At 58.7% G+C, this 21,776-nt stretch carries 16 protein-coding genes; 8 read left to right on the forward strand and 8 right to left on the reverse strand.

Features of this window, described 5'->3' with window-relative positions; translation table 11 throughout:
* Window positions 1-9: 9 nt before the first annotated feature.
* Together ACFFSY_RS23730 and ACFFSY_RS23735 are read left to right on the forward strand one after the other, a co-directional pair.
* Window positions 10-1,605 carry a response regulator gene (locus ACFFSY_RS23730; protein WP_377498763.1) on the forward strand — a complete coding sequence of 532 codons (1,596 nt, stop codon included), beginning with the start codon at window positions 10-12 and terminating at the stop codon, window positions 1,603-1,605.
* Complete coding sequence (locus ACFFSY_RS23735) at window positions 1,602-2,570, forward strand: sugar ABC transporter substrate-binding protein (protein WP_377498765.1); 969 nt, start codon at window positions 1,602-1,604, stop codon at window positions 2,568-2,570. Before ACFFSY_RS23730 ends, ACFFSY_RS23735 begins: the two co-directional genes overlap by 4 nt.
* 174 nt (window positions 2,571-2,744) lie before the next feature.
* On the opposite strand, the gene ACFFSY_RS23740 is transcribed toward ACFFSY_RS23735, so the two are convergent.
* Window positions 2,745-2,939, reverse strand: a complete 195-nt coding sequence (locus ACFFSY_RS23740; RefSeq protein ID WP_377498837.1) for a dockerin type I domain-containing protein — start codon at window positions 2,937-2,939, stop codon at window positions 2,745-2,747.
* 396 nt (window positions 2,940-3,335) lie between these two features.
* Between ACFFSY_RS23740 and ACFFSY_RS23745 the strand changes: the two genes are divergently transcribed.
* Both ACFFSY_RS23745 and ACFFSY_RS23750 read left to right on the forward strand, forming a co-directional pair.
* Window positions 3,336-3,959, forward strand: coding sequence for a TetR/AcrR family transcriptional regulator (locus tag ACFFSY_RS23745; RefSeq protein ID WP_377498767.1), 624 nt, complete (start codon window positions 3,336-3,338; stop codon window positions 3,957-3,959).
* Between the two features lie 33 nt (window positions 3,960-3,992).
* The gene (locus ACFFSY_RS23750; protein ID WP_377498769.1) at window positions 3,993-6,422 is read left to right on the forward strand and encodes an MMPL family transporter; all 2,430 of its coding nucleotides are present in this window, start codon (window positions 3,993-3,995) and stop codon (window positions 6,420-6,422) included.
* Window positions 6,423-6,507: 85 nt separating this feature from the next.
* Here the strand turns inward: ACFFSY_RS23750 and ACFFSY_RS23755 are convergent, their stop codons facing one another.
* Together ACFFSY_RS23755 and ACFFSY_RS23760 are read right to left on the reverse strand one after the other, a co-directional pair.
* Window positions 6,508-7,116: an SGNH/GDSL hydrolase family protein gene (locus tag ACFFSY_RS23755; RefSeq protein WP_377498771.1), complete on the reverse strand. Its 609-nt coding sequence runs from the start codon at window positions 7,114-7,116 to the stop codon at window positions 6,508-6,510.
* 184 nt (window positions 7,117-7,300) lie between these two features.
* Window positions 7,301-8,815: a GGDEF domain-containing protein gene (locus ACFFSY_RS23760; RefSeq protein ID WP_377498773.1), complete on the reverse strand. Its 1,515-nt coding sequence runs from the start codon at window positions 8,813-8,815 to the stop codon at window positions 7,301-7,303.
* Window positions 8,816-9,052: 237 nt separating this feature from the next.
* Between ACFFSY_RS23760 and tyrS the strand changes: the two genes are divergently transcribed.
* The 3 genes from tyrS (at window position 9,053) to ACFFSY_RS23775 (ending at window position 12,095) form a co-directional block, all read left to right on the forward strand.
* On the forward strand, window positions 9,053-10,312 hold the full coding sequence (gene tyrS, locus ACFFSY_RS23765) for a tyrosine--tRNA ligase (protein ID WP_377498775.1): 1,260 nt from the start codon (window positions 9,053-9,055) through the stop codon (window positions 10,310-10,312).
* 15 nt (window positions 10,313-10,327) lie between these two features.
* Entirely contained in the window at window positions 10,328-10,894 is a 567-nt protein-coding gene (locus tag ACFFSY_RS23770; protein ID WP_377498777.1) for a TetR/AcrR family transcriptional regulator, read from the forward strand.
* 211 nt (window positions 10,895-11,105) lie between these two features.
* Entirely contained in the window at window positions 11,106-12,095 is a 990-nt protein-coding gene (locus tag ACFFSY_RS23775; protein WP_377498779.1) for a helveticin J family class III bacteriocin, read from the forward strand.
* A gap of 185 nt (window positions 12,096-12,280) precedes the next feature.
* Here the strand turns inward: ACFFSY_RS23775 and ACFFSY_RS23780 are convergent, their stop codons facing one another.
* The 5 genes from ACFFSY_RS23780 to ACFFSY_RS23800 form a co-directional block, all read right to left on the reverse strand.
* Window positions 12,281-13,285, reverse strand: coding sequence for a phosphotransferase enzyme family protein (locus tag ACFFSY_RS23780; RefSeq protein WP_377498781.1), 1,005 nt, complete (start codon window positions 13,283-13,285; stop codon window positions 12,281-12,283).
* Window positions 13,286-13,413: 128 nt separating this feature from the next.
* The gene (locus ACFFSY_RS23785; protein WP_377498783.1) at window positions 13,414-14,070 is read right to left on the reverse strand and encodes an HAD family hydrolase; all 657 of its coding nucleotides are present in this window, start codon (window positions 14,068-14,070) and stop codon (window positions 13,414-13,416) included.
* 149 nt (window positions 14,071-14,219) lie between these two features.
* A complete protein-coding gene (locus ACFFSY_RS23790; RefSeq protein ID WP_377498785.1) occupies window positions 14,220-14,621 on the reverse strand; it encodes a GNAT family N-acetyltransferase in 402 nt (133 codons plus the stop codon).
* 125 nt (window positions 14,622-14,746) lie between these two features.
* Window positions 14,747-15,364, reverse strand: a complete 618-nt coding sequence (locus ACFFSY_RS23795; RefSeq protein WP_377498787.1) for a hypothetical protein — start codon at window positions 15,362-15,364, stop codon at window positions 14,747-14,749.
* A 3-nt stretch (window positions 15,365-15,367) separates the two neighbouring features.
* Window positions 15,368-15,511: a hypothetical protein gene (locus ACFFSY_RS23800; protein ID WP_377498789.1), complete on the reverse strand. Its 144-nt coding sequence runs from the start codon at window positions 15,509-15,511 to the stop codon at window positions 15,368-15,370.
* 182 nt (window positions 15,512-15,693) lie between these two features.
* Here ACFFSY_RS23800 and ACFFSY_RS23805 point away from each other — a divergent pair, with 182 nt between their 5' ends.
* Complete coding sequence (locus ACFFSY_RS23805) at window positions 15,694-21,771, forward strand: S-layer homology domain-containing protein (RefSeq protein WP_377498790.1); 6,078 nt, start codon at window positions 15,694-15,696, stop codon at window positions 21,769-21,771.
* Window positions 21,772-21,776 lie beyond the last annotated feature (5 nt).

The following is a 21,776-nucleotide window of genomic DNA, read 5'->3' on the forward strand; positions in this document are numbered from 1 at the left end:
GAGGACGCCATGAAAAAAGTGATGATCGTGGACGATGAAATTCTCATACGCGAAAATATGCGCAGCTGCGTGGATTGGGAGAAGGAAGGCTTCCACTACTGCGGGGACGCGCCGGACGGCGAGATCGCCCTGCCCTTAATCGAGGAATGGATGCCGGACATTCTGATCACGGATATCAAAATGCCCTTCATGGACGGTCTGGAGCTGGCGGCCATCGTCCGTAAGCAAATGCCGGCGGTCAAGGTCATCATCATGAGCGGCCATGATGAGTTCCGCTATGCGCAGAACGCGATCCGCCTTGGCGTCGAGGATTACTGCCTGAAGCCGATCAGCGCCTCGGAGCTCGTCGAGCTGCTTCACAAGGTCGGCCGCAAGATCGACGAAGAGCGGCAGCGGCTCAAAAGCCAGACCGTGACGAAGGAGCGGCTGCTCGCCGACCTGTGCGGCGGTCTCATCGGCACCTCCGAGGCGATCGAAACCGCCAAGGACCTGTCCATTCCGCTATCGGCCCGCTATTACGTAGTCGCCATCTTCGATATTCGCTCGGCGGAAGCTGCCGATTCACAGGAGCCGCGCGTCATGAACGGCTTACGCGAAGCGCTCGACCGGCAGCTGGGCGCCGGCATCGACCGCCTCTCCTTCGTCCGCAGCCGGACGGAGCTGGTCGTCATCTTCAAGGGCGGCTCGGCTGAGGGGATGGCCGATGGTCTTCGGGGGATCGGCACGGAGATTCGCGCGGAGCTTGCGGCGCGGTTCGGCTGCGACATCTATACGGGCGTCGGCAGCGTGCAGGGACGCATCCAAGGCATTCACGTCTCCTATCTCGAAGCGGAGGAGGACAAATACATCGCCCGGCTGAAGCAGCAGAACACGGCCGCGCTGCGCGGATCGGACGACATGGCCCCCATGGGCGTGCTGCTCGACCGCGCCGCCTTCCTCGACTTTCTGAAGGTCGGGTCGCCCGCCCAAATGGAAGCGTTCGTGCGGAACTTCGCCCGCGAGCTGCAGCCCCTCGTCTGGACCTCCTCGTCGTACGGCTTCTACCTGCTGAACGATCTGACCTTGGAGGCGTTTCGCGCAGCCAAGCAAACGTTCCGCACCGGCGTCGATCCGAGCGATAGCATCGGCCGCCTTCAGCAGGCGATCAAGCAGGTCGCGACGTGGGAGGATAGCCTCCGGTATCTAGGCGGGCTCCTGCTCGAGCTGTGGCAGTGGCGGTCCGAAGCAGCCGACAAATACGGCGATATCATCAAGAGCGTGAAGGATTATATCAATTGCCAGTATAATAACGATCAGCTATCGCTCAAGGTCATCGCCCAGCATGTCCGAATCAGCCCGAGCCATCTCAGCAAGGTGTTCAGCCAAGAGACGGGCCAGACGCTCACGGAATACTTAACCCAGGTTCGGATCGGCAAGGCGATGGAGCTGCTGAAGACGACGCGGCGCAAATCGTTCGAGATCGCGTTCGATGTCGGCTATAACGACCCGCATTATTTCTCGAACCTGTTCAAGAAAATAACGGGCATGACGACCAAGGAATACCGGAACCAGGGCGTCTCGGAGGTCAAGGATCACCCGAAGCAGCCGGAAGGACGAATGGCATGAGTGCTGCAGGCAAGCTGACGCGGGCCGCACTCGCCGCGCTCCTGGCGGTTGCGTTGAGCGGCTGCTTCAGCGGCGAATCCGATCGGCTTCAGACTCCGTCTTCGGGCGCGGGCAACCCGAAGCCCGAGGCACCGGCGGGCGCCAAGACGTACGGCATCATCTACCCGATGGCTTATCCGATGTACGAGATGATCACCCAGGACGCGAGCGCCGCAGCGGAAGCGGCCGGCGTCGCGCTCATCGTCAGCGCGCCGGACGAAGCGAATACGGAGCAGCAGATCCGCATCATGGAGACGATGATCCGGCAGCAGGTGGCCGGAATCGCGATCTCCCCGGTCGATTCCGAAGCGCTGACGCCGGTCATTAACAAAGCGCAAGCCGCCGGCATCCCCGTCGTCACCTTCGAGTCGGACGCGCCCAGCAGCGTCCGCACCGCCTACGTCGGCGCAGACAATTACGCGACAGGCAAACAAAGCGCGGTCGCGGTCAGCCAGCTGCTCGGAGGCAAAGGGATGATTCTCGTGGAGAACGGCATGGAGGAAATGCTCGGCATGCGGCAGCGGCTCTCGGGCTTCATCGATTATTTGAATGCGAATACGGCGATCGACGTCCTCGAGGTGCACTACAACCAAGGGAGCGAGGAGAAAGCCATGAGCGATATCGAGACGATGATTGACGCCCATCCCCATTTCGACGCTTTGGTCGGGCTGGACATCGTCTCGGCCTCCGCCTCCACCCTCATTTGGAAAGCCAAAGGCTTGAACCGGTTGGCCGTCTCGACGGGCATCGCCACGACCAGCAAGGAGGCGCTGCTCAACGGCCAGCTTGCCGCCGTTATTTCGCAGCGCGAAGAGGATTGGGGCAAGCTCATCATGGAGACGCTGCTTGCGGCTGGCGAGGGCGATCCGGTCGCGAAGCGGATCGAGACGGGCATCCAGGATATTCGGCAGAACGACGTCCGGTAGTTAAGGTGGAGTGGCAGGCGGCGACTGCTATTTCATTCCCGAGAAAAGCATGATGCTCGATAATCGTGGAACTTGTACCTTCTCTATTTCGAGCATAGCCAATTGCAAAAGACCTGCAGCACTCGCTGCAGGTCTTTTCGTTCATGCGGCATTCGCCGCCATGTCCGGTACGGTCTACTGTAGAATCAGTCTCGCCAGTGCCGCCAAGTCCTCGACGTCGATTCGGCCGTCGCTGTTGATGTCCGACTTGGCCGCTTCCGCCCAATCCGGATCCGCGCTCGTTTTGCCATAAGCCTTGGCCACGAGGGCCAGGTCGCCGATGCTAACCTTCTCGTCTTCGTTGACGTCGCCTGGCGGCAGCTTGACGATCGAGAAGCCCGTTGCCGTGACGGGCTCTTCGTGCTATTACGCGCAGGATGCTCTCATTTCTAGCTGACATGAATTCGCCGCATTGCGTCCCGCGTCAACGAAAGACGGGGGCAATCTAAAGCACGACGAATGGTTCCGCGAGGCAAGGGACGAGTCCAAGCCTCGCTTTTTTCATGCTTAAAAGCAACCGATAGACAGGCCGAAACATTCCATTCGCTTCAGCCCTCAAGGCAAAACGGATCCGCTGGACGGCGTTGCCGCAATCGCCGTTTCGAGAGCGTCACAATGTTGTAAACTTTGCACATTGTGCACAATTGCACTTTGAGCAATAATATAAATAGACAGTAGCCCGTCGTCATCCCATACGACCACGAAAGAAAGGAGGAAGCCGCCTACGTGCTGCACGACAAGCTAACTTTACGCGATAAGAAGAAAGAAGCAACGGCCGCCGCGTTAGCGGAGACGGCATTCGAGCTGGCGCTCGAGCATGGGCTGGACGGCTTCATCGTCGACGATGTCGTGAAGAAGGCCGGTTATTCGAGACGGACGTTCGCCAACTACTTCTCCTGCAAGGAAGAAGCGGTTGCGGCCGGCGCGGTGACCGTGAAGAACGAGGAGGAATACACCACCTTATTGTTCGCCTCCCTGCCTCCGGATACGACGCCGCTCGATATGCTCTATCGTCTGATGACGATGCAATTGACGAAGGATTTTCTGCTGAAGCTTCGCCGGTTCGTCTCCCTGGCCAAAGGATATCCTACGCTTGAGCCTTATAGCTTAAGCATTCTGCATCGCTTGCAGATGGCCGCCCAGCAATTGCTCGCGGAGTTCGCCGGCGAGCGCTATCCCGCCGAGTACACCCATCTGCTCGCCGGCGCGGTCTACGGCGCGTTCGTCCCCGTTCTCGACGGCAGCATGAACGTGCTGCTCCCCGGCGAGGAACCGGGCGATCAGAGGGATGCGATCACCTTCGAGCAGTATTTGAATTCGACCTTCGCGTATTTGCGCAACGGTTTCTAAGTTTATTTTGGCTGATAAAGGAGCGCTTTACCCATGTCCACTTTTCTGTACAAGTTAGGAAGAACCGCTTACGACAAGCCTTGGCAGTTTCTCATCAGCTGGGTCGTCATTCTCGGAATCGTCGGCGCCATGCTCGGCATCAATGGCATCCATTCCAGCTCCGAGATGAAGATCGAAGGCACGGAATCGCAGAAGGTGCTCGACAAATTGACGGCAGAGCTGCCGGCCGCATCCGGCGGGCAAGCGAGCATCGTGTTCACCGCGCCCGAAGGGCAGCGGCTGGATACGCCCGAACGGCTGGCGGCCATTCAGAAGGCCGTCGGCGGCGTCTACGCCAAGGATTACGTCATTAATCCAGCCGAATTAGCGGCAGCGGCTGGCGCAGCGGCCGGTCAAGACGCCGCAGCGCAAAGCGGTCAAGCGAGTGCTGGCGCAGGGCAAGACGCTGCTGCGCAAAGCGGCCAAGCAAGCGCGGGCGCAGGGCAAGACGCTGCTGCGCAAAGCGGCCAAGCAAGCGCGGGCGCAGGCCAAGACGCTGCTGCGCAAGCCGGCCAAGCGCCTCCGTACGGCCCGCTCATCGTAGATGGCGTGCCGGTCATGGGCGCCATGATTTCCGCGGACGCCAGCGTCGCCTTGTTCCAATTCCAATTCACCGAGCAGCTGACGTCGCTGCCGGCATCGGTTCCGGATGAGGTCATGGCCGCGGTTAACGTGGCGCAGGAAGGCAACACCGGCATCGGCGTCATTCCAAGCGAATCGTTATCGACGATGCCCGCGATCGGCTCGACGGAAGCAATCGGCATCGCCGTGGCGGCCGTCGTCCTGTTCATCACGCTCGGCTCGGTCGTTGCCGCGGGTCTGCCGCTGATCACCGCGCTCTTCGGCGTAGCCGTCAGCATCGGCGGCGCGTTCGCGCTCTCGAAATTCGTGCAGATGACCGACATTACGCCGGCCCTCGCGGTCATGATTGGCCTTGCGGTCGGTATCGACTATTCGCTGTTCATCGTTAACCGCCAGCGCCGCATGATTCTGGACGAAGGCTTGACCGCGCGCGAAGCGGCCAGCCGGGCGGTCGGCACCGCCGGCAGCGCCGTCTTCTTCGCCGGCCTGACCGTTATTATCGCCCTGTGCGGCATGCTCGTTATCGGCATTCAGTTCCTGTCGACGATGGCGCTCGTCGCTGCGACGACCGTCTTCGTCACCGTTCTACTTTCCTTGACGCTGCTCCCGGCGCTGCTCGGCTTCGTCGGCGAGAAAATCTGCTCTACCAAGGCGCGCGAAGCGAGCAAGCCGTCCGCGAACAAAGCCCGCCACGGCTTCGCGCATCGCTGGGCGAAGGGAACCGTCAAGTTCCGCTGGCTCATCATTCTCGGCGTCATCATCGTGCTCGGCGTCGCCGCGATTCCGGTGGCCAAGATGGACCTTGGCATCCCGTCCGGCGCTTCGGCCGACCTCGACACGACGGCCAGACAGAGCTATGACGCCATCACCAAGGGCTTCGGCGAAGGCTTCAACGGCACGCTGCTCTTAGTCGCAGAGCCGAAGGACGCATCGTCGGCCATGACACCGGAGCAGCTGGGCGCTCTGGTCCAAGAGCTGCAGAAGCATGAGAACGTGTCGGTCGTCAATCCGATGGGCTTCAACGAGACCGGCAGCATGGCTATTATCAGTCTCATCCCGAAGACGGGGCCGACGGATAAGGAAACGAAAGATCTCGTTCACGATCTGCGCGATCCGGATTCCAGCTTCGCGAAGGCCGCGAACGCGACGATCGGCGTAACCGGCTTCACCGCCATCAACATCGACATGTCGGCGAAGCTCGCGGAAGTGTTCCCGCTCTATGTCGGCATCATCGTCATTTTGTCGGTTATCATTTTGCTGCTCGTGTTCCGCTCGATCATCGTGCCGATCAAGGCGACGGTCGGCTTCATTCTAAGCATTCTGGCCACCTTCGGCCTGACAACCGCCGTTTACCAGTGGGGCTGGATGCACAGCCTGTTCGGCTTCGACACCGGCGGTCCGCTGCTCAGCTTCATGCCAATCATGGTAACCGGCATTCTGTACGGACTGGCGATGGACTATCAAGTATTCCTCGTCAGCTCCATGCGCGAGTCTTACGTCCACGGCAAACGCGGCGCCGAGAGCGTCGTGAATGGCTACGAAATGGCCAGCCGCGTCGTCCTGGCCGCCGCCATCATCATGGTATCCGTCTTCGCCGGCTTCATCTTCGCGCCGGACGCCATGATCCGTCAGATCGGCTTCGCGCTGGCGGCCGGCATTCTCATCGATGCCTTCATCGTGCGCATGACGCTCGTGCCGGCCATCATGTCGGTGTTCGGCGACAAAGCATGGTGGCTGCCGAAATGGCTGGACCGCCTGCTGCCGAATCTCGACGTCGAGGGCGACAAGCTGATCGCCAAGCTGAAGGCCGAAGGCCAGTCCAAGGCGAAAAAAGCGGTTTAATTAACCGTATGCATCTCGCATAAACGAAAAAGGTACGGCCTTTCGCATGAAGCGGAAGCCGTACCTTTTTTTATTGTGCCCCCTCTCAGCCAAACCGCTCCAAATACCCCGCAATATAAGCGGCCTGCAAGCGCCGCACCTCCTCCGTAAAATGCACATGGTCGCAGAAGGCGTCCGTGCCGAAGGCGCGAGTGAATCCGTACAGATCGAGCGCGGCCACACCGTGCCTGCTCATCACGTCGTCCGCGATCGCGTTGTAGGCGACGACATCGTCATGGTAACGATGGAACGCGGCGATGCGGGCGTTATGAATCTCTTCGACCGCATCCGTGGTGCGCAGCCAGATGACGGCTTGCGTCATTTCCCGCGCAATAATGACGATCTCCTCCAAATTGCGGCGGTACTGGTCCGGCGGCACCTGCTTCTCGCCCGTCTCCGGGTCCGTCTTCAGATCGTGCAGCCCGCAATTGAGGAGCAGCAGATCATACCGCATCCCTTTCGCCTGCTCGCTCTTCAAATAATCGAGCACCATCGCGCTATCCCCGCCGTTCGCGCCGACGGGATGATCCAGATCGGCGAGCGCCTCTTCTTCGCCCCGCTTCCGGTCGTAGACGAACCGTTCTTCGGTCATCCGCTTTAAATAAGGCCCATACTGAATGGATATGCTGTCTCCCAGGACATAGATCGATCTCATGCCACGAACGCCTCCCCAGCTTTCATTTGCCAGACATTTCCTCCCCCTACTATAAATCGATGAACGCGGCCGGCACAATAGCCCCTTTTCGAGCCATCGTCCGCATCCGATTCCACGCCGAACGCGAAAACAACCACGCCGCAAGGACGTGGTTGTTCTGAAATTGCGCCCACTCGGACGACGGTTAGTCGCGGACGGCAGCGGGTTGCTTCTTCATCTGATACATTCGCTCATCCGCACGCTTATACAGATCATCGGCGTTCTCGCCATCGCGCGGATAATGGCTAATGCCCACGCTCAGCGTCACCTCGATCTCTTCGCCGTCGGCCAACCGGAACGGACTTGCCTCCTGCGTCTGCGCAAGCTTCGCGAGAAAGCGCTCCGCCTCTTCCCGGCCGGCGGTCAGCACGACGAACTCATCGCCCGCGAACCTCGCCACGAATTCCGCCGGTCCAGCCGACTCGGACAGCTTCGCCGCGACATGGCATAGCGCGAGATCGCCCGCATGATGACCGTAATTGTCATTGATGGCTTTGAATTTGTTCAGGTCCATCAGGATAAGCGAGAACGAGCCCGATGCGCTCAGCAGCCGGTCCAATTCGCGTTGGAACGCGGCGCGGTTGTACAAGCCCGTCAGCCCGTCATGGTAGGCCAAATACGTGATCTGCCGCTCGTTGTGCTTCGTCTCCGTAATGTCCCGGATCATGATGAACTGCAGCGTCTCGCCTCCAACGACGATAAATTCGGAATCCATGGCGACGGTCCGATCCATGCCGAGCGCGGCAGACAGCGTCAGCTCCGTGTTCTGCATTCGGGTCTGGGCGCGAAAGGCCGCCTCATACTCCCTTTGCCATCCTTCCCTCTTCGTCTCCGACACGTTGTGCATGATGGACGAGGAAGAAGCCGGCAAATTCAAAATCGCAAGCGCGACCGGGCTTGCTTCCCGGATAGCGCCCTGCCGGTCGACGATAAGGATGCCGAGCGGCGCCCGCTCGAACAAGATGCGGTATCGCTTCTCGAAGGAAGGCAGGTCGTTATATTTGATCATGTTGATGAAAATCCCGACCATGGCGAAAATCATCGAGTGCGTGGTCAGCTTGTCCAAATAGGCTTGCTGCGATTGGAACACGAGACTCGCGACGTTGATTCCGACCCCGAATACGGTCGCCAGGATCATCGCGATGAGCAATATGCGGGCCGGGCCGGGTTCTCTTTTGAACAAAGGGATGAACAATCGAAGGATAACGCCGATCGCGACGCATGCGAGCAGCCAGAACAAATAGGCGCCGGGACCGGGCTCGTAGAAGACGGAGCCATCCGGTCTGAGGCCGACGAAACTGGCGGGCGGCACAAAAGGGACAAGGATCAACTGAACGAGAAAAGCGGCCATTAACGCCTTATACCAGCCCGCCTGCTTCTTCGCGTAGGCATGCGTATAGAGGAACCAATAGTGAAGAACCGTAATCAATAGGATCGAAATGAGCGGGAATTGGACAAAGGTCAGAATCGAGGTCCGATGGTGAAGCGGCGCGCTGTTCATGAAGAACATCGCCATAAAAGTCAGAGCCGCCGCGGCAAACATCCACCCGGCCGCCCGATAGAGGTTGTTGCGATAGTCCCTGCACACAATCAGCACGGTCATGCAGACCATGGCCAGCGCGGGAACGAGATAAATGATGGCAAGCAGGTAAATATTCATCCGTTTACCCTCTCTAAGGTGTCATACGTATGTTATATCATATCCGCTACATGCCGTCTATTCCGCTAAAGTGGTGAAGTATGGATGCGATATCGTGCCCGCCGCTTCCGGAATAAAGAAACATGCGCATTCGCTTCAAATATGCCCCCGGCTTGACGAGATTTCCCGAGCATGCGATACTAAGCGAAATCATCCGACCGAACGGTCGGTCGGACTAAAGCGACGGGAGAGATAACGATGCATATTCTTGACGATTTGGCATTCCGCGGACTCGTTCACCAGGCAACCGACCTGGAAGGACTGCGCGAACAACTGAATACGGGGACCGTGAAGCTGTATGCCGGCTTCGACCCGACAGCGGAGAGCCTGCATATCGGCCACCTGCTGCCAGTCTTGACGCTGCGGCGATTCCAACAGGCTGGCCATGTCCCCTTCGCCCTCGTCGGCGGCGCGACCGGCATGATCGGCGACCCGACGGGCCGAAGCGAGGAGCGGCCTTACAACACGCAGGATACGGTGGAGCAATGGACAAGCAGCATCCGGAGCCAGCTGTCCCGCTTCCTGGATTTCGACCATCCGGAACGGGCGGCGCGCGTGTTCAACAACTACGACTGGTTCCGCTCGATGAACGTCATCGAATTTCTTCGCGACACGGGCATCCGCTTCACGGTCAATTACATGCTGGCCAAGGAAACCGTCCAGAGCCGTCTACCGCTCGGCATTTCGTTCACGGAGATGAGCTACATGCTGCTCCAGGCGTATGACTTCCGCTTCCTCCATCAGGAATACGGCTGCTCGCTTCAGATCGGCGGCAGCGATCAGTGGGGCAATATTACGGCCGGGCTGGAGCTCATCTCCCGCACGGACGGCGGCGAGGCCTTCGGTCTGACGATGCCGCTCATCATGAAGTCCGACGGCACGAAGTTCGGCAAGACCGCCGGCGGCGCGATCTGGCTCGATCCGGCCAAGACGTCGCCGTACCAATTCTATCAATTCTGGCTGCAGACCGACGACGCGGACGTCATCCGGTTCTTGAAATACTTCACGTTCCTGTCCAAGGCGGACATCGAGCGGCTCGAGCAAACCGTCCGTTCCGCACCCGAGCAGCGCGAAGCCCAATCGGTACTCGCCCGCGAATTGACGCTCCTCGTCCATGGCGAAGAGGCGCTTGCGGGCGCGGTCCGGGTCAGCGAGGCGCTGTTCCGCGGGAATGTCGATACGCTCACGTCCGACGATCTGGCCGACGTCGCGCGAAGCATTCCAACCGTGCAACTAGCGGAATCGAGCCTGAACATCGTCGAGCTATTGGTCGCTGCCGGCGCTGCTTCCTCCAAGCGGCAAGCCCGCGAGGATGTGCAGAGCGGCGCGGTAGCGTTGAACGGCACGAAAGCGCGCGACGCGAACCAGCTCGTCGCCGCTGCGGATGCGCTGTTCGGCCGGTACGTCCTGGCGAAGGTCGGGAAGAAAAAATACGTCATGGCCGTCTTCGGCGGTTAAAGGGGGACATCGAAGATGATCGTGGAGCAAATCAAACAGAAGGCGCTTCGCTTGTTCGCCTCCAAAGGCTACGAGGCGACTTCGCTGGACATGATCGCAACCGAGGCAGGACGGAAGAAGCCTTCGCTCTATACGCATTTCGCGGGGAAGGAGCAGCTGTTTCTGACCGTGTTCCACGAGGCGATCGCGGAGGAAATCCGATACTTGGACGCGTTTCATGCGGAGCACCGCGCGCTGCCGCTCGAGCAAGCGCTGCTGCGGTTGATCCAGACGTACAAAGAACGTTATATGAGCGACGACCATCTGAAGCTCATTCTATACCATGGGTTCATTATCCCCCAGGTGCACGAGGAGCCGGTCAAGGATGCGCTGAACCGCTATTTCGAACGTAAGGAACAGCTCGTCCGTCAGCGGTTGGCAGCGGAAGCGCCGCGGCTTGCCGTCGATATCGACTCGGCCGTACTCGCCTACTCCAATCTGCTGGAGGGAATGCTGGTGGAGCTGATCTACGCCGGAGCGGACCGTTTCGACCGGCGGCTGGCCGGCTCGTGGGAGGTCTATCTGCGCGGTATTCTGAACTAAGCGCATAAATTTCATGGTTCCACCTAATGCAAACATTCCTGAGCTCCTTCGAATTCTGATAAAACTTTAACATTTAATGGGGCTTGGCGACTATTCCAAGGCAGAAGCACCTCAGGGATAATCAAGTGGCATGCTCGGGGCCTTGGTCTGGCAGATGACACGCGGACTGCCTGGCGCCGTGCATAGCCCAATCTCGAATGGAGGCATTGTAATGAACCAGAACCAAACGCCGGGCGCTCGGAGAAAGCCGATCAAATTCGCCGCGTCCCTCGTGCTCGCGATGCTGATGTTCGGCATGGCCGTCATGCCCGCGATCGCGGCAACGCCGGCCAAGACCGTCAACGCATCGGCCACGCTCGCTTACAATCTGAAAGGGCTCAAGCACAATGTGGCCGTTCAGAAGGCGTACATCGCCTCGACGTACTTGTACGTCACGCAGCGGTCCGGCGGAACCGTCTACCTGTCCCGTTTGCTCATGAACGGCAAAGACGCCACTTACGTGGATGAGATGAAGATCACCAACTCCGGCCATGGCCAGTCGCTCGACATGTACACATACAACGGCATCAACTACTTCTATTTCAGCTCGAAGGCGGATCCGGATACGTCGAATTACTGGTCGCTCCAAGTCGCCAGACTGCAATACTCGGCAGGCAAGACGGTCGATTACACGGATCTTCACCGGTTCACCTATATGAATTACGCCGACAAAACAGGCTCGCGTCTAGGCGAGACTTATCGCGTGGATGGCGGCGGGAACAGCACGCACACGGTGTTCCGCGTTCAGACGAAGGAAGGCACGGTGACGTGGTCGATCTACGACACGGTCAAGCTGAACCGGCTGCTCGACGCTAGCGAACAGGTGCGCATGGACAGCGCCGCGGCGGTCGCCGCCTGCGTCGGCAGCTTCACCCAATCGGGCAGCGGCATCGTCCGTCCGAACGGCTCGTTCCAGGGGCTCGACTTGCTGGGCAGCACGGAGATTTATACGTCCGGCGGCGCGGAAGGCCAGACGCCTCAAATTGCGATGCTAACGGGCAGCGGGTCGTTCAAGACGCTCGCGAGCATCACGAACGTGGGCAAGCACGAGATCGAGGGCGTGCAGACGAAGAACGGCAACGTTTATTTCACGATCGTGACCGACCCGGTCAACAAGCAGAATACGCAGAAAGTGTATTACGTGCCGGATAGTATTTTTTAGGCCGTCCGCATAACGCCGGGCGTACCAAAGGCAGCCTTCGGTCACACAGACCGAGGTTGCCTTTTTGACATCGAGTGAATATGGACAACCCCAAGGCCCAGCGACGGCACTGCCGACGTGCCAGAAGGTGCCTGCTGAATGAGGCAGAACACCCAGAGTTCATTGCCCATTGCAGACGACTCCATTCAATACGCGATCGTCTCGAACAAGAAAGGCGCACCGTTCACATACGCCCTTAACAGCGCTTGCGCATAAGGCTGCTCCTCGATCAGCCCTTCCGTCTCGAGCGGATTCTCGGCATGGAAGCTGTAGGCTTCGATGATCGCCATGATGAAGAAACATTCCAGTTGCGAGATAGCCGCCCCCTCCAGCTGCCTGACCCTCTCGTAGCCTTCCATGAACCAAGCTCGCTGCTCGGGAGTTAATCCCATAATCGACTGCGCCATATCGTAAAGGTGGTAGCCGTAGCCGCACCTGCCGAAATCGATCGGATACGGTATGCCGTCACGAAATACGACATTGCCCATATGCAAATCCGCATGAATCATTCCATGATTTCGTTCATGCGGGGACAACGCGGCCAGCGCGCGCTCGACTTTGTCGGCGGCCAAGGCGTACAGCTCCATCGCTTCATCCGAGATGAAAGGCTGATGATGCCGCCTGAGATGCGCCCAGTCTCGTCTGAAACTTTCAAGCCCCCAAGTCGGACGAGCGAAATGAGCGGACGGGCTAAAGTCCGCGCTTGCCTCATGCAGGTTCGCCATTAAGACTCCCCAATGTCGAATGCCCTCCTCGGTCAGCGCCCCTCTCTCCGGCCGCTCTCCCTCGATCCATGTCAGCACCGTCGCAAAGTATCGTTGTCCGCCGCCCGCCTCGCAATCCGTAATGGTCTCACCGTCGTCGTTCACAACGGTTTCGGGAACGACGAGCCCCTTCGTGCTCAAGGCAGTCAACCACTCCAGCTCCGATGCGATCTCCTGGCGCGGTTTGTTGTCCGGGTGAATACGGAGCAGATAAGATTGTCCCTCATTAGCTTCGATGCGGAAGGTGACATGCTCGGATACTTGGATGAAGCGAAGCCCGGTCCAGTCTATGTCATAGCGCCGCAACGCATGAAGCGCTGCTCGCTTCGCCTCCTTCAGCGTCTGGCGCCGGTCGGCATCGGTCTCGATTCGAAAACCGCTATTCATCGTGCTTCTCCTGCTCCCTTCCAGCACGAATAAAAAATGCTGCCGCCGCCACGGCAGACTGCATCATTACCTGTATTTTACCATTTGTCCGCACTTTTCGTTTGGTCATAAATGATTATAACGAGACATTACGCTTTAGATACGGTGCATCGCTGATCGAGATAGGCCCTGAAATCCGCCACGGACGTAAACAGCTGATCCGGCCCCTTCGCATGCAAGACGGCGGGATCGGACGTCTCGGCCCAGGCGGCTGCTACGATCGGGACGCCGGCTTGGCGCGAAGCGTCGACGTCGCTGGGCGCATCGCCGACATAAATGCTCTCGTCCTGCGCGATGCCAAGCTGCTGCAGCACGCGCTCGATCCCCTGAACTTTCCGCGGTCCCTGCGGCGAGCCGGTCTCGACGATCTCGAAATACGAATCGAGGCCGAACACATTCAGCGTAATGTCCGTACTCCGCCGCCCTTTCCCGGTGACGAGCGCCAAGCGAATTCCGCTTCGCTTCGCGAATTCGAGGATGTCGACGATGCCTTCGAACGGTTCGGCGCACATCGGGTGAAGCTCCTTGTAATGAACCAGGTAATCTTCAACGCCTTGATCATACGCTTCCGGAATCAGCGCATGCACAGTGCCTTCTTCGGACGGTCCGAACGTATCGATAATCTCCTGATCGGTCAACGTCCTGCCCGCATGCGGTTCGATCGCTGCTTTGAAAGCAGCGATGCACAGCGGCAGCGTATTGCCGATCGTCCCGTCCAAATCAAAAATAATGGTTTTCAGCATCATCAAGCTCCTTCGCCTGGAAATTGGGCCCATCGCCTACTCCTATGACGCTGCTTGCCATCAAAAAGATGCCGCCCTTCAAAATCTCACCCGGACTTGATGATCGGCGCTGCCATGCGGTCGATATATTGGCGTTCCATCCGGCGCCGAGCCTAGCGGACGCGGCGGTTCATCAGCCGCTCGTTGCGCTGGAACCCGTACTGCTCGTACAAGCCGTGGGCATCGAACGTGGCGAGCAGCCCGTGCATGCTCCCGAATTGTTCGATAATGCAGGCGACCAGCTGCTTACCCAGCCCTTGCTTGCGGTGCGCCTCGTCGATGATCACATCGCACAAATAAAAGACGGTCGCATGATCCGTCACGACGCGCGCGAACCCGACTTGCTCCTGGCCGCGATAAATCCCGAAACAGACCGAATTGTCGATCGACTTCCGAATGACGTCTACCGCCCGATTGTTCGCCCAATAGCTATTCGCTAGCAATTGGCAGATCCGATCAAGGTCGAGCCGTCCTTTATCCGTGCTGATCCAATATTCGCCAATCTGTCTCTCCATATCATCGCTCCCGGTTTTTGGATGTAATTATAAGGAGTGACCCTTAATTAAACAAGACCTTTCGAATCAAGGCGCAACCGTTGACAGCGGTTCTCTAATTCGTCGCCGGCATCAGGTTCATGCGCTCACCCGGTTATCCTCCACTTGATCGTGAACGCCCCTTGCGCGCGATCGCCCGTGACCACAATTCGCACCGTGGATGGCTCATCCACCCGATACACCATCCATCCACCGTCATCTTGCTCGTCCCTTACATAAGTAACGCCTTCGCCCTCTAGGCTATAGCCGTATCCCCCACCGTTCGCCATTTGCCAGTCAATCCGGTACGACAACGTCTGCCCGCGTCCCAGCTCGACCGGAATCTCTTTCTTCCCGTGAAAATAGGCGAACTCCGCATGATATCCATCCGCGCTTCTCGTCTCCGTCCAATGTTTGGTTTGCGTGAAATCGGTCACGGACACGTAAAGGGAGGCGCACAACAGCAGGATGGCTACCACGCCGCTGTACGGCCACCATCTCCGGAACATGCTGGCCGCGCCTAGGAACGCCAACGAGCAAGCGATCCCATAGAAGCCGGCAATCAGCACCATCAGCCATTGGCCCGGGAACCAAATCACGAACGGAAGAACGCCCCCGAGCAAATAAAGCAGCACCGTAAGGGCCAACTTCGCCGGACTTCCCTTCTGTTTGATGAGCGCCGCGTCTACGCAGACCGCGAACAGGACGGCATACCCGTACGCCATTTGTCAGAGCGGAAGCTCGTGAATCATCTCCGACGTTTCATACAGGTCCGAACCTCCCGTTACGACGAGAAATCCAAGAAATATCGCCCCGGCCGCCGCGAATTTGGATGACAGATAGGCGATGACAGACGTCCACTTGCTCTTCATTGTCCCTCTCCCCTCCACGAACTTGATGCTTTCAAAATAACAACAATCGACGACGCCCGGCAGTTCTAATTTTCATAGAACCCGCCCGTTCCTTTGCAAAACATTCATCAAACGTTTACGCAGCATTATTCAACTTTACGTAAAGTTAGAACCGTCCAGCTTGCGAAAAGGAGAGAATGTTGATGAAAATTGCAGAAAAATTGCGAAGATGGGGAACGGCCGCGGCATTAAGCTCGATGCTCTTGGGGATCGCGCAGCCGGCGGGCCTAAGCTTAGCCGCGGGTGAGCCGTTGCTTGTACTGGCGGCAGCGCCGAAGCTCCTTATTACGGAGCTTGTGCCGGATACGGCGAATATTTCGGGCAGCGACGGTTATGAATTTATCGAGGTGTACAATAACTCGGATGCCGCGATCGAGTTTGCTAGCTATGGTCTGTTCATGAAGAAAGGAACAACGGAAGTCCAGCTCAAGCTGGACCCTAAATATACGAATGCCGTCATCGCGCCGCACGGAGCCATCACGCTGTGGGTCATCAATGATGCCAGCAAGACGGCAACGACCGATAGCTTCAACGCCAACTTCAAGACCGCGCTGGAAGAAGGCACTAATTTGTTCCGTCTCGTCTCCAGCGAAGGCATGAGCAACAGCGCCGAACGCACCTTGATCATTCGCGATGACGCCGGAGCCGATGTGATCAGCGCCAAGTACGAGAACGACGACCAGACCAAGCCCGATCAAGGCATTTTCTATCAACACCCGGCCGCAGGCGAGAATAAGATGGTCATGATGCCGCAACCCGGCACGGTGTCCGCCACGCCGGGGCAAGTCGCCGATAATCAGCTTGTGCCATACGTGAAGGCGGCGAGGACGATTACGCATACGCCGCGACAGCAGGCTGCCGCTAATCAAGATTATAAGGTGGACGCCGTTATTACCGGCGGCGCGACGGTCGCCGGATCGGTCTACTTCAAGACCAACCTGCAGCAGACCTATGCCGCTCTTCCGATGACCGCATCGGGCACCGCTTACTCAGCGTCGATTCCGAGCGCGAGTCTGATTGGCGCGAGCGAGCTGACTTATTACATACAAGCACAGGACGGCAGCGATGAGCCTGTGAAGTCGGCGGAATATACGGTGCAGTTGACCGCTCCGACAGAACCGAACGTACCGACCGTACCTTCGGTTATACCGTCGCTGCTCATCACCGAGCTTGTGCCGGATACGTCCAACGTGACAGGCGTAGATGGTAAGAGCTACGACGCGTATGAGTTCATCGAAGTCTACAATAATACGAATGCGACGATCAATTTCAAGGACTATAAGCTGAGCTATGAATATGAAGGCACGGCGGCGCCGTGGACGCCGGTCTATACCGGGGATATGCCCATCCCGGCCGGACAAGCCCTCGTGCTATGGGTAACGAACGCCGCCAACAAGAGTCTGACGGCAGAACAATTCAATGGCAACTTCGGCACGTCCCTGACCGAGAACCTCCAGCTGTTCCGGCTCGCGGAGACGGGCGGCATGCATAACAGCAATCCCCGCAAATTGGTCATCTACGATGCGGCGGGCGCGGCAGTCGCAAGCGCTTCCTATCAGAACGACGCCCAGACGATCGCAGACAAAGGCATCTTCTATCAGCACCCGGCCGCAGGCTTGGCCGAGATGGCGATGATGCCGGATCCGGGTACGAAGCCGGCTACACCCGGCGCGGTCGCGGCCGAGCAGCTGATTCCGGCCGTCGTGCAGAAGCCGGTCGAAATTGCGCATACGCCGGCCGTTAACGCGTACAACAATCTGGCGTACGCTGTATCTGCCGTGATTACGGGCGGCAGCGCGGGGACCACCGCCAGCGTCTATTATAAGACCGATCTCGCCGAGACTTACGCCAGCGTTGCCATGACAGCGGATAGAGGCGTGTTCAAAGCCGACATTCCGGCCGCGGCTCTGGCCGGTGCCGGTCAACTGACCTATTACATCGAAGCGCGCGACGGTTCCCTCGAGCCCGTGAAGACGGCCGCCTTCAACGTGAAGCTGGTCGCGCCTGCCGACGATTCCGGCGTTCCGCCGCTGCTCATCACCGAGCTGCTGCCGAACAGCGATAACGTGACCGGGGTTGGCACGGATGCTTTCGAATTCATCGAAATCTATAACAACACGCAGCAGACGATCAACTTTAAGGACTACAAAGTGTACTACCGCTATACGGACAGCGGTCCGGACGCGGATGTTGTCTGGAATACCGACCGCGAGGATCTGATGATCGCCCCCGGCAAGACGTTGGTGTTCTGGATCATCAACAGCGCCAACAAGGCGTACACGGTAGCCCAATTCAACCAAGCGTTCGGCACGAGCCTTACGGAAGGTGAGGATATCGTGAAAATGTACAGCGACGGCATGGCGAACGGCTCCAAACGCGGCATCGCAATCGGCACGAACACGCATAAGGACATTGCCGTCGCCTATTACGACGGCACGACGACCAATGTCGTCAACAAAGGCTTCCACTATACGTACCCGACCGGCGGCGCAACCGACATGATCGCGCATGCCTCCGGCACGCTGGCCGCATCGCCTGGCAGCATCGAAGCCGTGCAGGTGCCGCAGAATCCCAATGCCGTGAAGGCGGATACCTCGGTGCCGGTCATCGCCGATCAGACCGGCAAGACCGAGATCAGCGAGATGGACAATCTGGCGATCACGGCCGACGTGGCGGACGAGACCGCCGTGAAGACGGTCGCGCTGTATTACCGCACGGACGCGGGCGCCGCTTTCACGAAGCGCTACTTGTACGAGGACTATTCGGACAAAATGTTCCACTACGCGGTCTTCTCGCCCGAGCTGGTCGGACGCCAAGCCGTCGAGTATTACTTCGAAGCGTCGGACGGCACCCATACGGTGAAATCCGATACGTTCAAAGTCAACATCCTGTCCAAACACAGCCATGCCGATCTCCGGCTGAACGTGAAGGACGGGGATATTATGAGCGGCGCCCGCGTGATCAAGGGCACGTCGGAACATGCGGCTGCGGATGATTTGAAACTCGCCGTGGACGGCAAAGAAGCAGCGCCAACGTATCATGCGCTCGAGGAAGATGCTTATTTTGCCTTCGAGGTAACGGGCGTCAACTATTACTTCAAGAACGCGGTAACGATGGGCAAAGAAATTCTGTATACGTTCATGGACCCGATCAATACGTGGACGACGCTGACCTACCCGATCGACGCGAGCCGTCTTGCCGAAGGCGCGAATGAGATCGCGGTCCGCGCGGCGACCAAATCCGGCCCGTTCGACGACCGGGCGGAAGAGAACAAGGACGATTTCAAGATTCGCAATGTGCGTCTGGTGCTCGCGGACGGAACGGTCATCTACGATCCGAAATACGCGAATCCCGAAGAAGTGCTGGCTATGGGCGACAGCGCGAATACGCTCGCAGGCATCGAATTCCAATTCGCCTTGACGCAAGCCGAGCTGCTGGCCAAAGCCTATGCGTGGACAACAACGGACGCGCAGGACGGAGCGCACGCAGTCTCGATCGAGGACGCTTCCGGCAAGAAAATATCCGCGAACGTAACGGTCGACAACACAGCGCCGGCGATTCAGCCATCCGTCGAGGAAGGCAAAGCTTACCGCGGCGCGTTCACGCTGAACGCCGGCGTGACCGATCCGCTGGCAGGCGTGCAATCCGTCGCCGCCAAGCTCGACGGCACGACGATCGACTTGCCCTACGCCGCTTCCTCCGGCAAGCTGGCGAAGGGCGAGCATGTCTTCGAGATTACGGCCATCGATAAAGCCGGCAATAAAGCGACGAAGACGATTCGATTCACGGTTCCGGACGAGAATCCGAGCAAGCCAGCGCTGGTGTCGCCGACCAACGGTCTGACTGGCGTCTCGCTCTCTCCGCTGCTGGCCGTCAAGCTGTCCGACCCGCTGGGCGATACGCAGAAGGCCTCCTTCTATCGCGGCTTCCGCTACGACGGGGCTAACCGCAGTGGGCTTGATGCATTCATCGGCGCCTCCGAGACCGAGCCGCCGAAGAAGATTGCGCCAGATGGCGAGAAGGCGATGGCGGCGGACGATTGGACTACGATCAGCACGGTGGATAAGAAGTACCTAACGACGGATTCGGCGGAGAAATTCCCGTATCATCGGTTCGCCATCGACCTGGACAAGTCGGTGAAGCCGACGGATCGGGTGGAGGTCAAGTGGCGGGGCCACTCGCTCGAAGGCCGCAAAGTAAGCCTGTACGCATGGAACAAGGAAGAGCAGAAGTGGGACATGCTGACGAGCAAAATCGCGGGCACCGAAGACTTCGAATTGACCAGCACGGTCGAAGCCGGTCCTTACAATACCGACGACAGCCTGCATGTGCTCGTGCAGGACGAGAAGCCGATATCGGAGGATCCGTACGATTTCTCGTTCATCTGGATGTCGGATACGCAGTACTATTCCGAGAGCTACCCGCAAATCTATACGAAGAACGTGCAGTGGATCGTAGATAACGAGAAGCAGCAAAAGATTCGGTACGTCATTCATACCGGAGATATCGTGGACGAGGCCGACCAGCCGTACCAGTGGGAGAACGCCAATAAGTCGATGAGCATTCTCGACAAGTCGGGCATTCCATACGGCGTGCTTGCCGGTAACCATGACGTGGCGCATCAATCCGGCGACTACCGCTATTATTGGGAGCATTACGGCGAGAATCGCTTCAACAGCCAACCGACCTACGGCGCCTCGTACCAGAACAATCGCGGCCATTATGACCTCGTGTCGGCGGGCGGCAATGATTTCATCATCGTGTACATGGGCTGGAATATCGGGGATGCGGAGATCGAATGGGTGAACAAAATCGTCTCCGAGCATCCGGACCGCAAGGCGATCCTCGCCTTCCACGAATATATGCTCGTCTCGGCCAATCGCGCGCCGATCGCCGACGAGATCTACGAGCGCGTCGTCGTGCCGAACAAGAACGTCATCATGACGCTGAGCGGCCATTACCACGACGCCGAGAATTTGGTGGACGAAATCGACGACAACGGCGACGGCAAGCCCGATCGCAAGGTCTACCAGATGCTCGCCGACTACCAAGGCGCGGAGATGGGCGGCCTCGGCTACATCCGTCTGCTGCAATTCGATCTAGATAACAACAAGGTGCACGTGAAGACGTACTCGCCTTATCTGGACGATTATAATTACTACGATCCGGCCGAATATCCGAAGAAGGACGAGTTCGATCTGGACGTCGACCTTGGCACGATGAACAAGCAGGTCGCAACCGACTATCTGGGCGTCAACATCTATACGGATCAATTGATCGGCAAGGTTGACGGCGTCGTGAGCGGCGGCAACGCCTCGGTCACGTGGAGCAATCTGAATGCCGACCAGCTGTATCAATGGTATGTGCGCGCCGAAGATAACAACACCGGCAGCACGCTGTCCGATATTTGGAGCTTCACGACCGGCAACGCCGGAACCGGGAATCCGAGTCCGATTGATCCCGTGACCCCGAGCCCGGGAACGGGCGGCAATACCGGCGGCGATAAGCCTGCCGGCAGCGAGAACAGCGGCGGCGATAAGCCTCCCGGTAACGAAAACATCGGCAGCGGCGGCAGCCAAGGCAGCAGCAGCGGCGGCGGCCAAGGCAGCAGCAGCGGCGGCGGCCAAGGCAGCAGCAGCGGCTCCGGCCAAGGCAGCAGCAGCGGCGCGGCGAAGTTCGCGGACGTGCCGCAATCCCACTGGGCGCACAGCTACATTCAGAAGCTGGCCGAGCGCGGCGTGGTGAATGGAACGGACGCGAAGCATTACGCGCCGGGCAAAGTCGCGACGAGAGCCGAATTCGCCAAGCTGATCGCCGGCGCCTTAGGCATCCCGAGCGGCGGAACAAGCGCGAGCTACACTGACGTTGCGGCAGACAGCTGGTACGCCGGGGCTGCTCAAGCATTGACCGAAGCCGGCATCATGCAAGGCGACGGCAAGGGCCAATTCCAGCCTACCCGCGAATTATCGCGCCAAGAAATGGCTGTCATTCTCGTGAAGGCGTACGAGTGGAAGTACGGCGAGATCCAAGCTGATGCGAACGCGATGGCAGGCTTCAAGGATGGCGCATCCATGAGCGCCTGGGCGAAGAGCTACATCGCCAAAGCGGTGACGCTTGGCCTTCTTCAAGGCCAAGGCGGCGGACTCTTCGCGCCGGCCAAACCGGCTACGCGCGCGGAATGCGCCAAGGTCGTATACCTGCTCATGACGATACAGGAGTAGAATCG

Origin of the sequence: Paenibacillus aurantiacus (assembly GCF_042431225.1) — a bacterium.
Taxonomy (GTDB): domain Bacteria; phylum Bacillota; class Bacilli; order Paenibacillales; family Paenibacillaceae; genus Paenibacillus_Z; species Paenibacillus_Z aurantiacus.

What these genes read in the sequence shown, in the direction of transcription:
- ACFFSY_RS23730 (WP_377498763.1), top strand. Translation starts at nt 10, where the DNA reads ATGAAAAAAGTGATGATCGTGGACGATGAAATTCTCATACGCGAAAAT.
- ACFFSY_RS23780 (WP_377498781.1), bottom strand. Translation starts at nt 13,285, where the DNA reads ATGAATAGCGGTTTTCGAATCGAGACCGATGCCGACCGGCGCCAGACG.
- ACFFSY_RS23775 (WP_377498779.1), top strand. Translation starts at nt 11,106, where the DNA reads ATGAACCAGAACCAAACGCCGGGCGCTCGGAGAAAGCCGATCAAATTC.
- ACFFSY_RS23735 (WP_377498765.1), top strand. Translation starts at nt 1,602, where the DNA reads ATGAGTGCTGCAGGCAAGCTGACGCGGGCCGCACTCGCCGCGCTCCTG.
- ACFFSY_RS23755 (WP_377498771.1), bottom strand. Translation starts at nt 7,116, where the DNA reads ATGAGATCGATCTATGTCCTGGGAGACAGCATATCCATTCAGTATGGG.
- ACFFSY_RS23785 (WP_377498783.1), bottom strand. Translation starts at nt 14,070, where the DNA reads ATGATGCTGAAAACCATTATTTTTGATTTGGACGGGACGATCGGCAAT.
- ACFFSY_RS23795 (WP_377498787.1), bottom strand. Translation starts at nt 15,364, where the DNA reads ATGGCGTACGGGTATGCCGTCCTGTTCGCGGTCTGCGTAGACGCGGCG.
- ACFFSY_RS23800 (WP_377498789.1), bottom strand. Translation starts at nt 15,511, where the DNA reads ATGAAGAGCAAGTGGACGTCTGTCATCGCCTATCTGTCATCCAAATTC.
- ACFFSY_RS23805 (WP_377498790.1), top strand. Translation starts at nt 15,694, where the DNA reads ATGAAAATTGCAGAAAAATTGCGAAGATGGGGAACGGCCGCGGCATTA.
- ACFFSY_RS23770 (WP_377498777.1), top strand. Translation starts at nt 10,328, where the DNA reads ATGATCGTGGAGCAAATCAAACAGAAGGCGCTTCGCTTGTTCGCCTCC.
- tyrS (WP_377498775.1), top strand. Translation starts at nt 9,053, where the DNA reads ATGCATATTCTTGACGATTTGGCATTCCGCGGACTCGTTCACCAGGCA.
- ACFFSY_RS23750 (WP_377498769.1), top strand. Translation starts at nt 3,993, where the DNA reads ATGTCCACTTTTCTGTACAAGTTAGGAAGAACCGCTTACGACAAGCCT.
- ACFFSY_RS23790 (WP_377498785.1), bottom strand. Translation starts at nt 14,621, where the DNA reads ATGGAGAGACAGATTGGCGAATATTGGATCAGCACGGATAAAGGACGG.
- ACFFSY_RS23760 (WP_377498773.1), bottom strand. Translation starts at nt 8,815, where the DNA reads ATGAATATTTACCTGCTTGCCATCATTTATCTCGTTCCCGCGCTGGCC.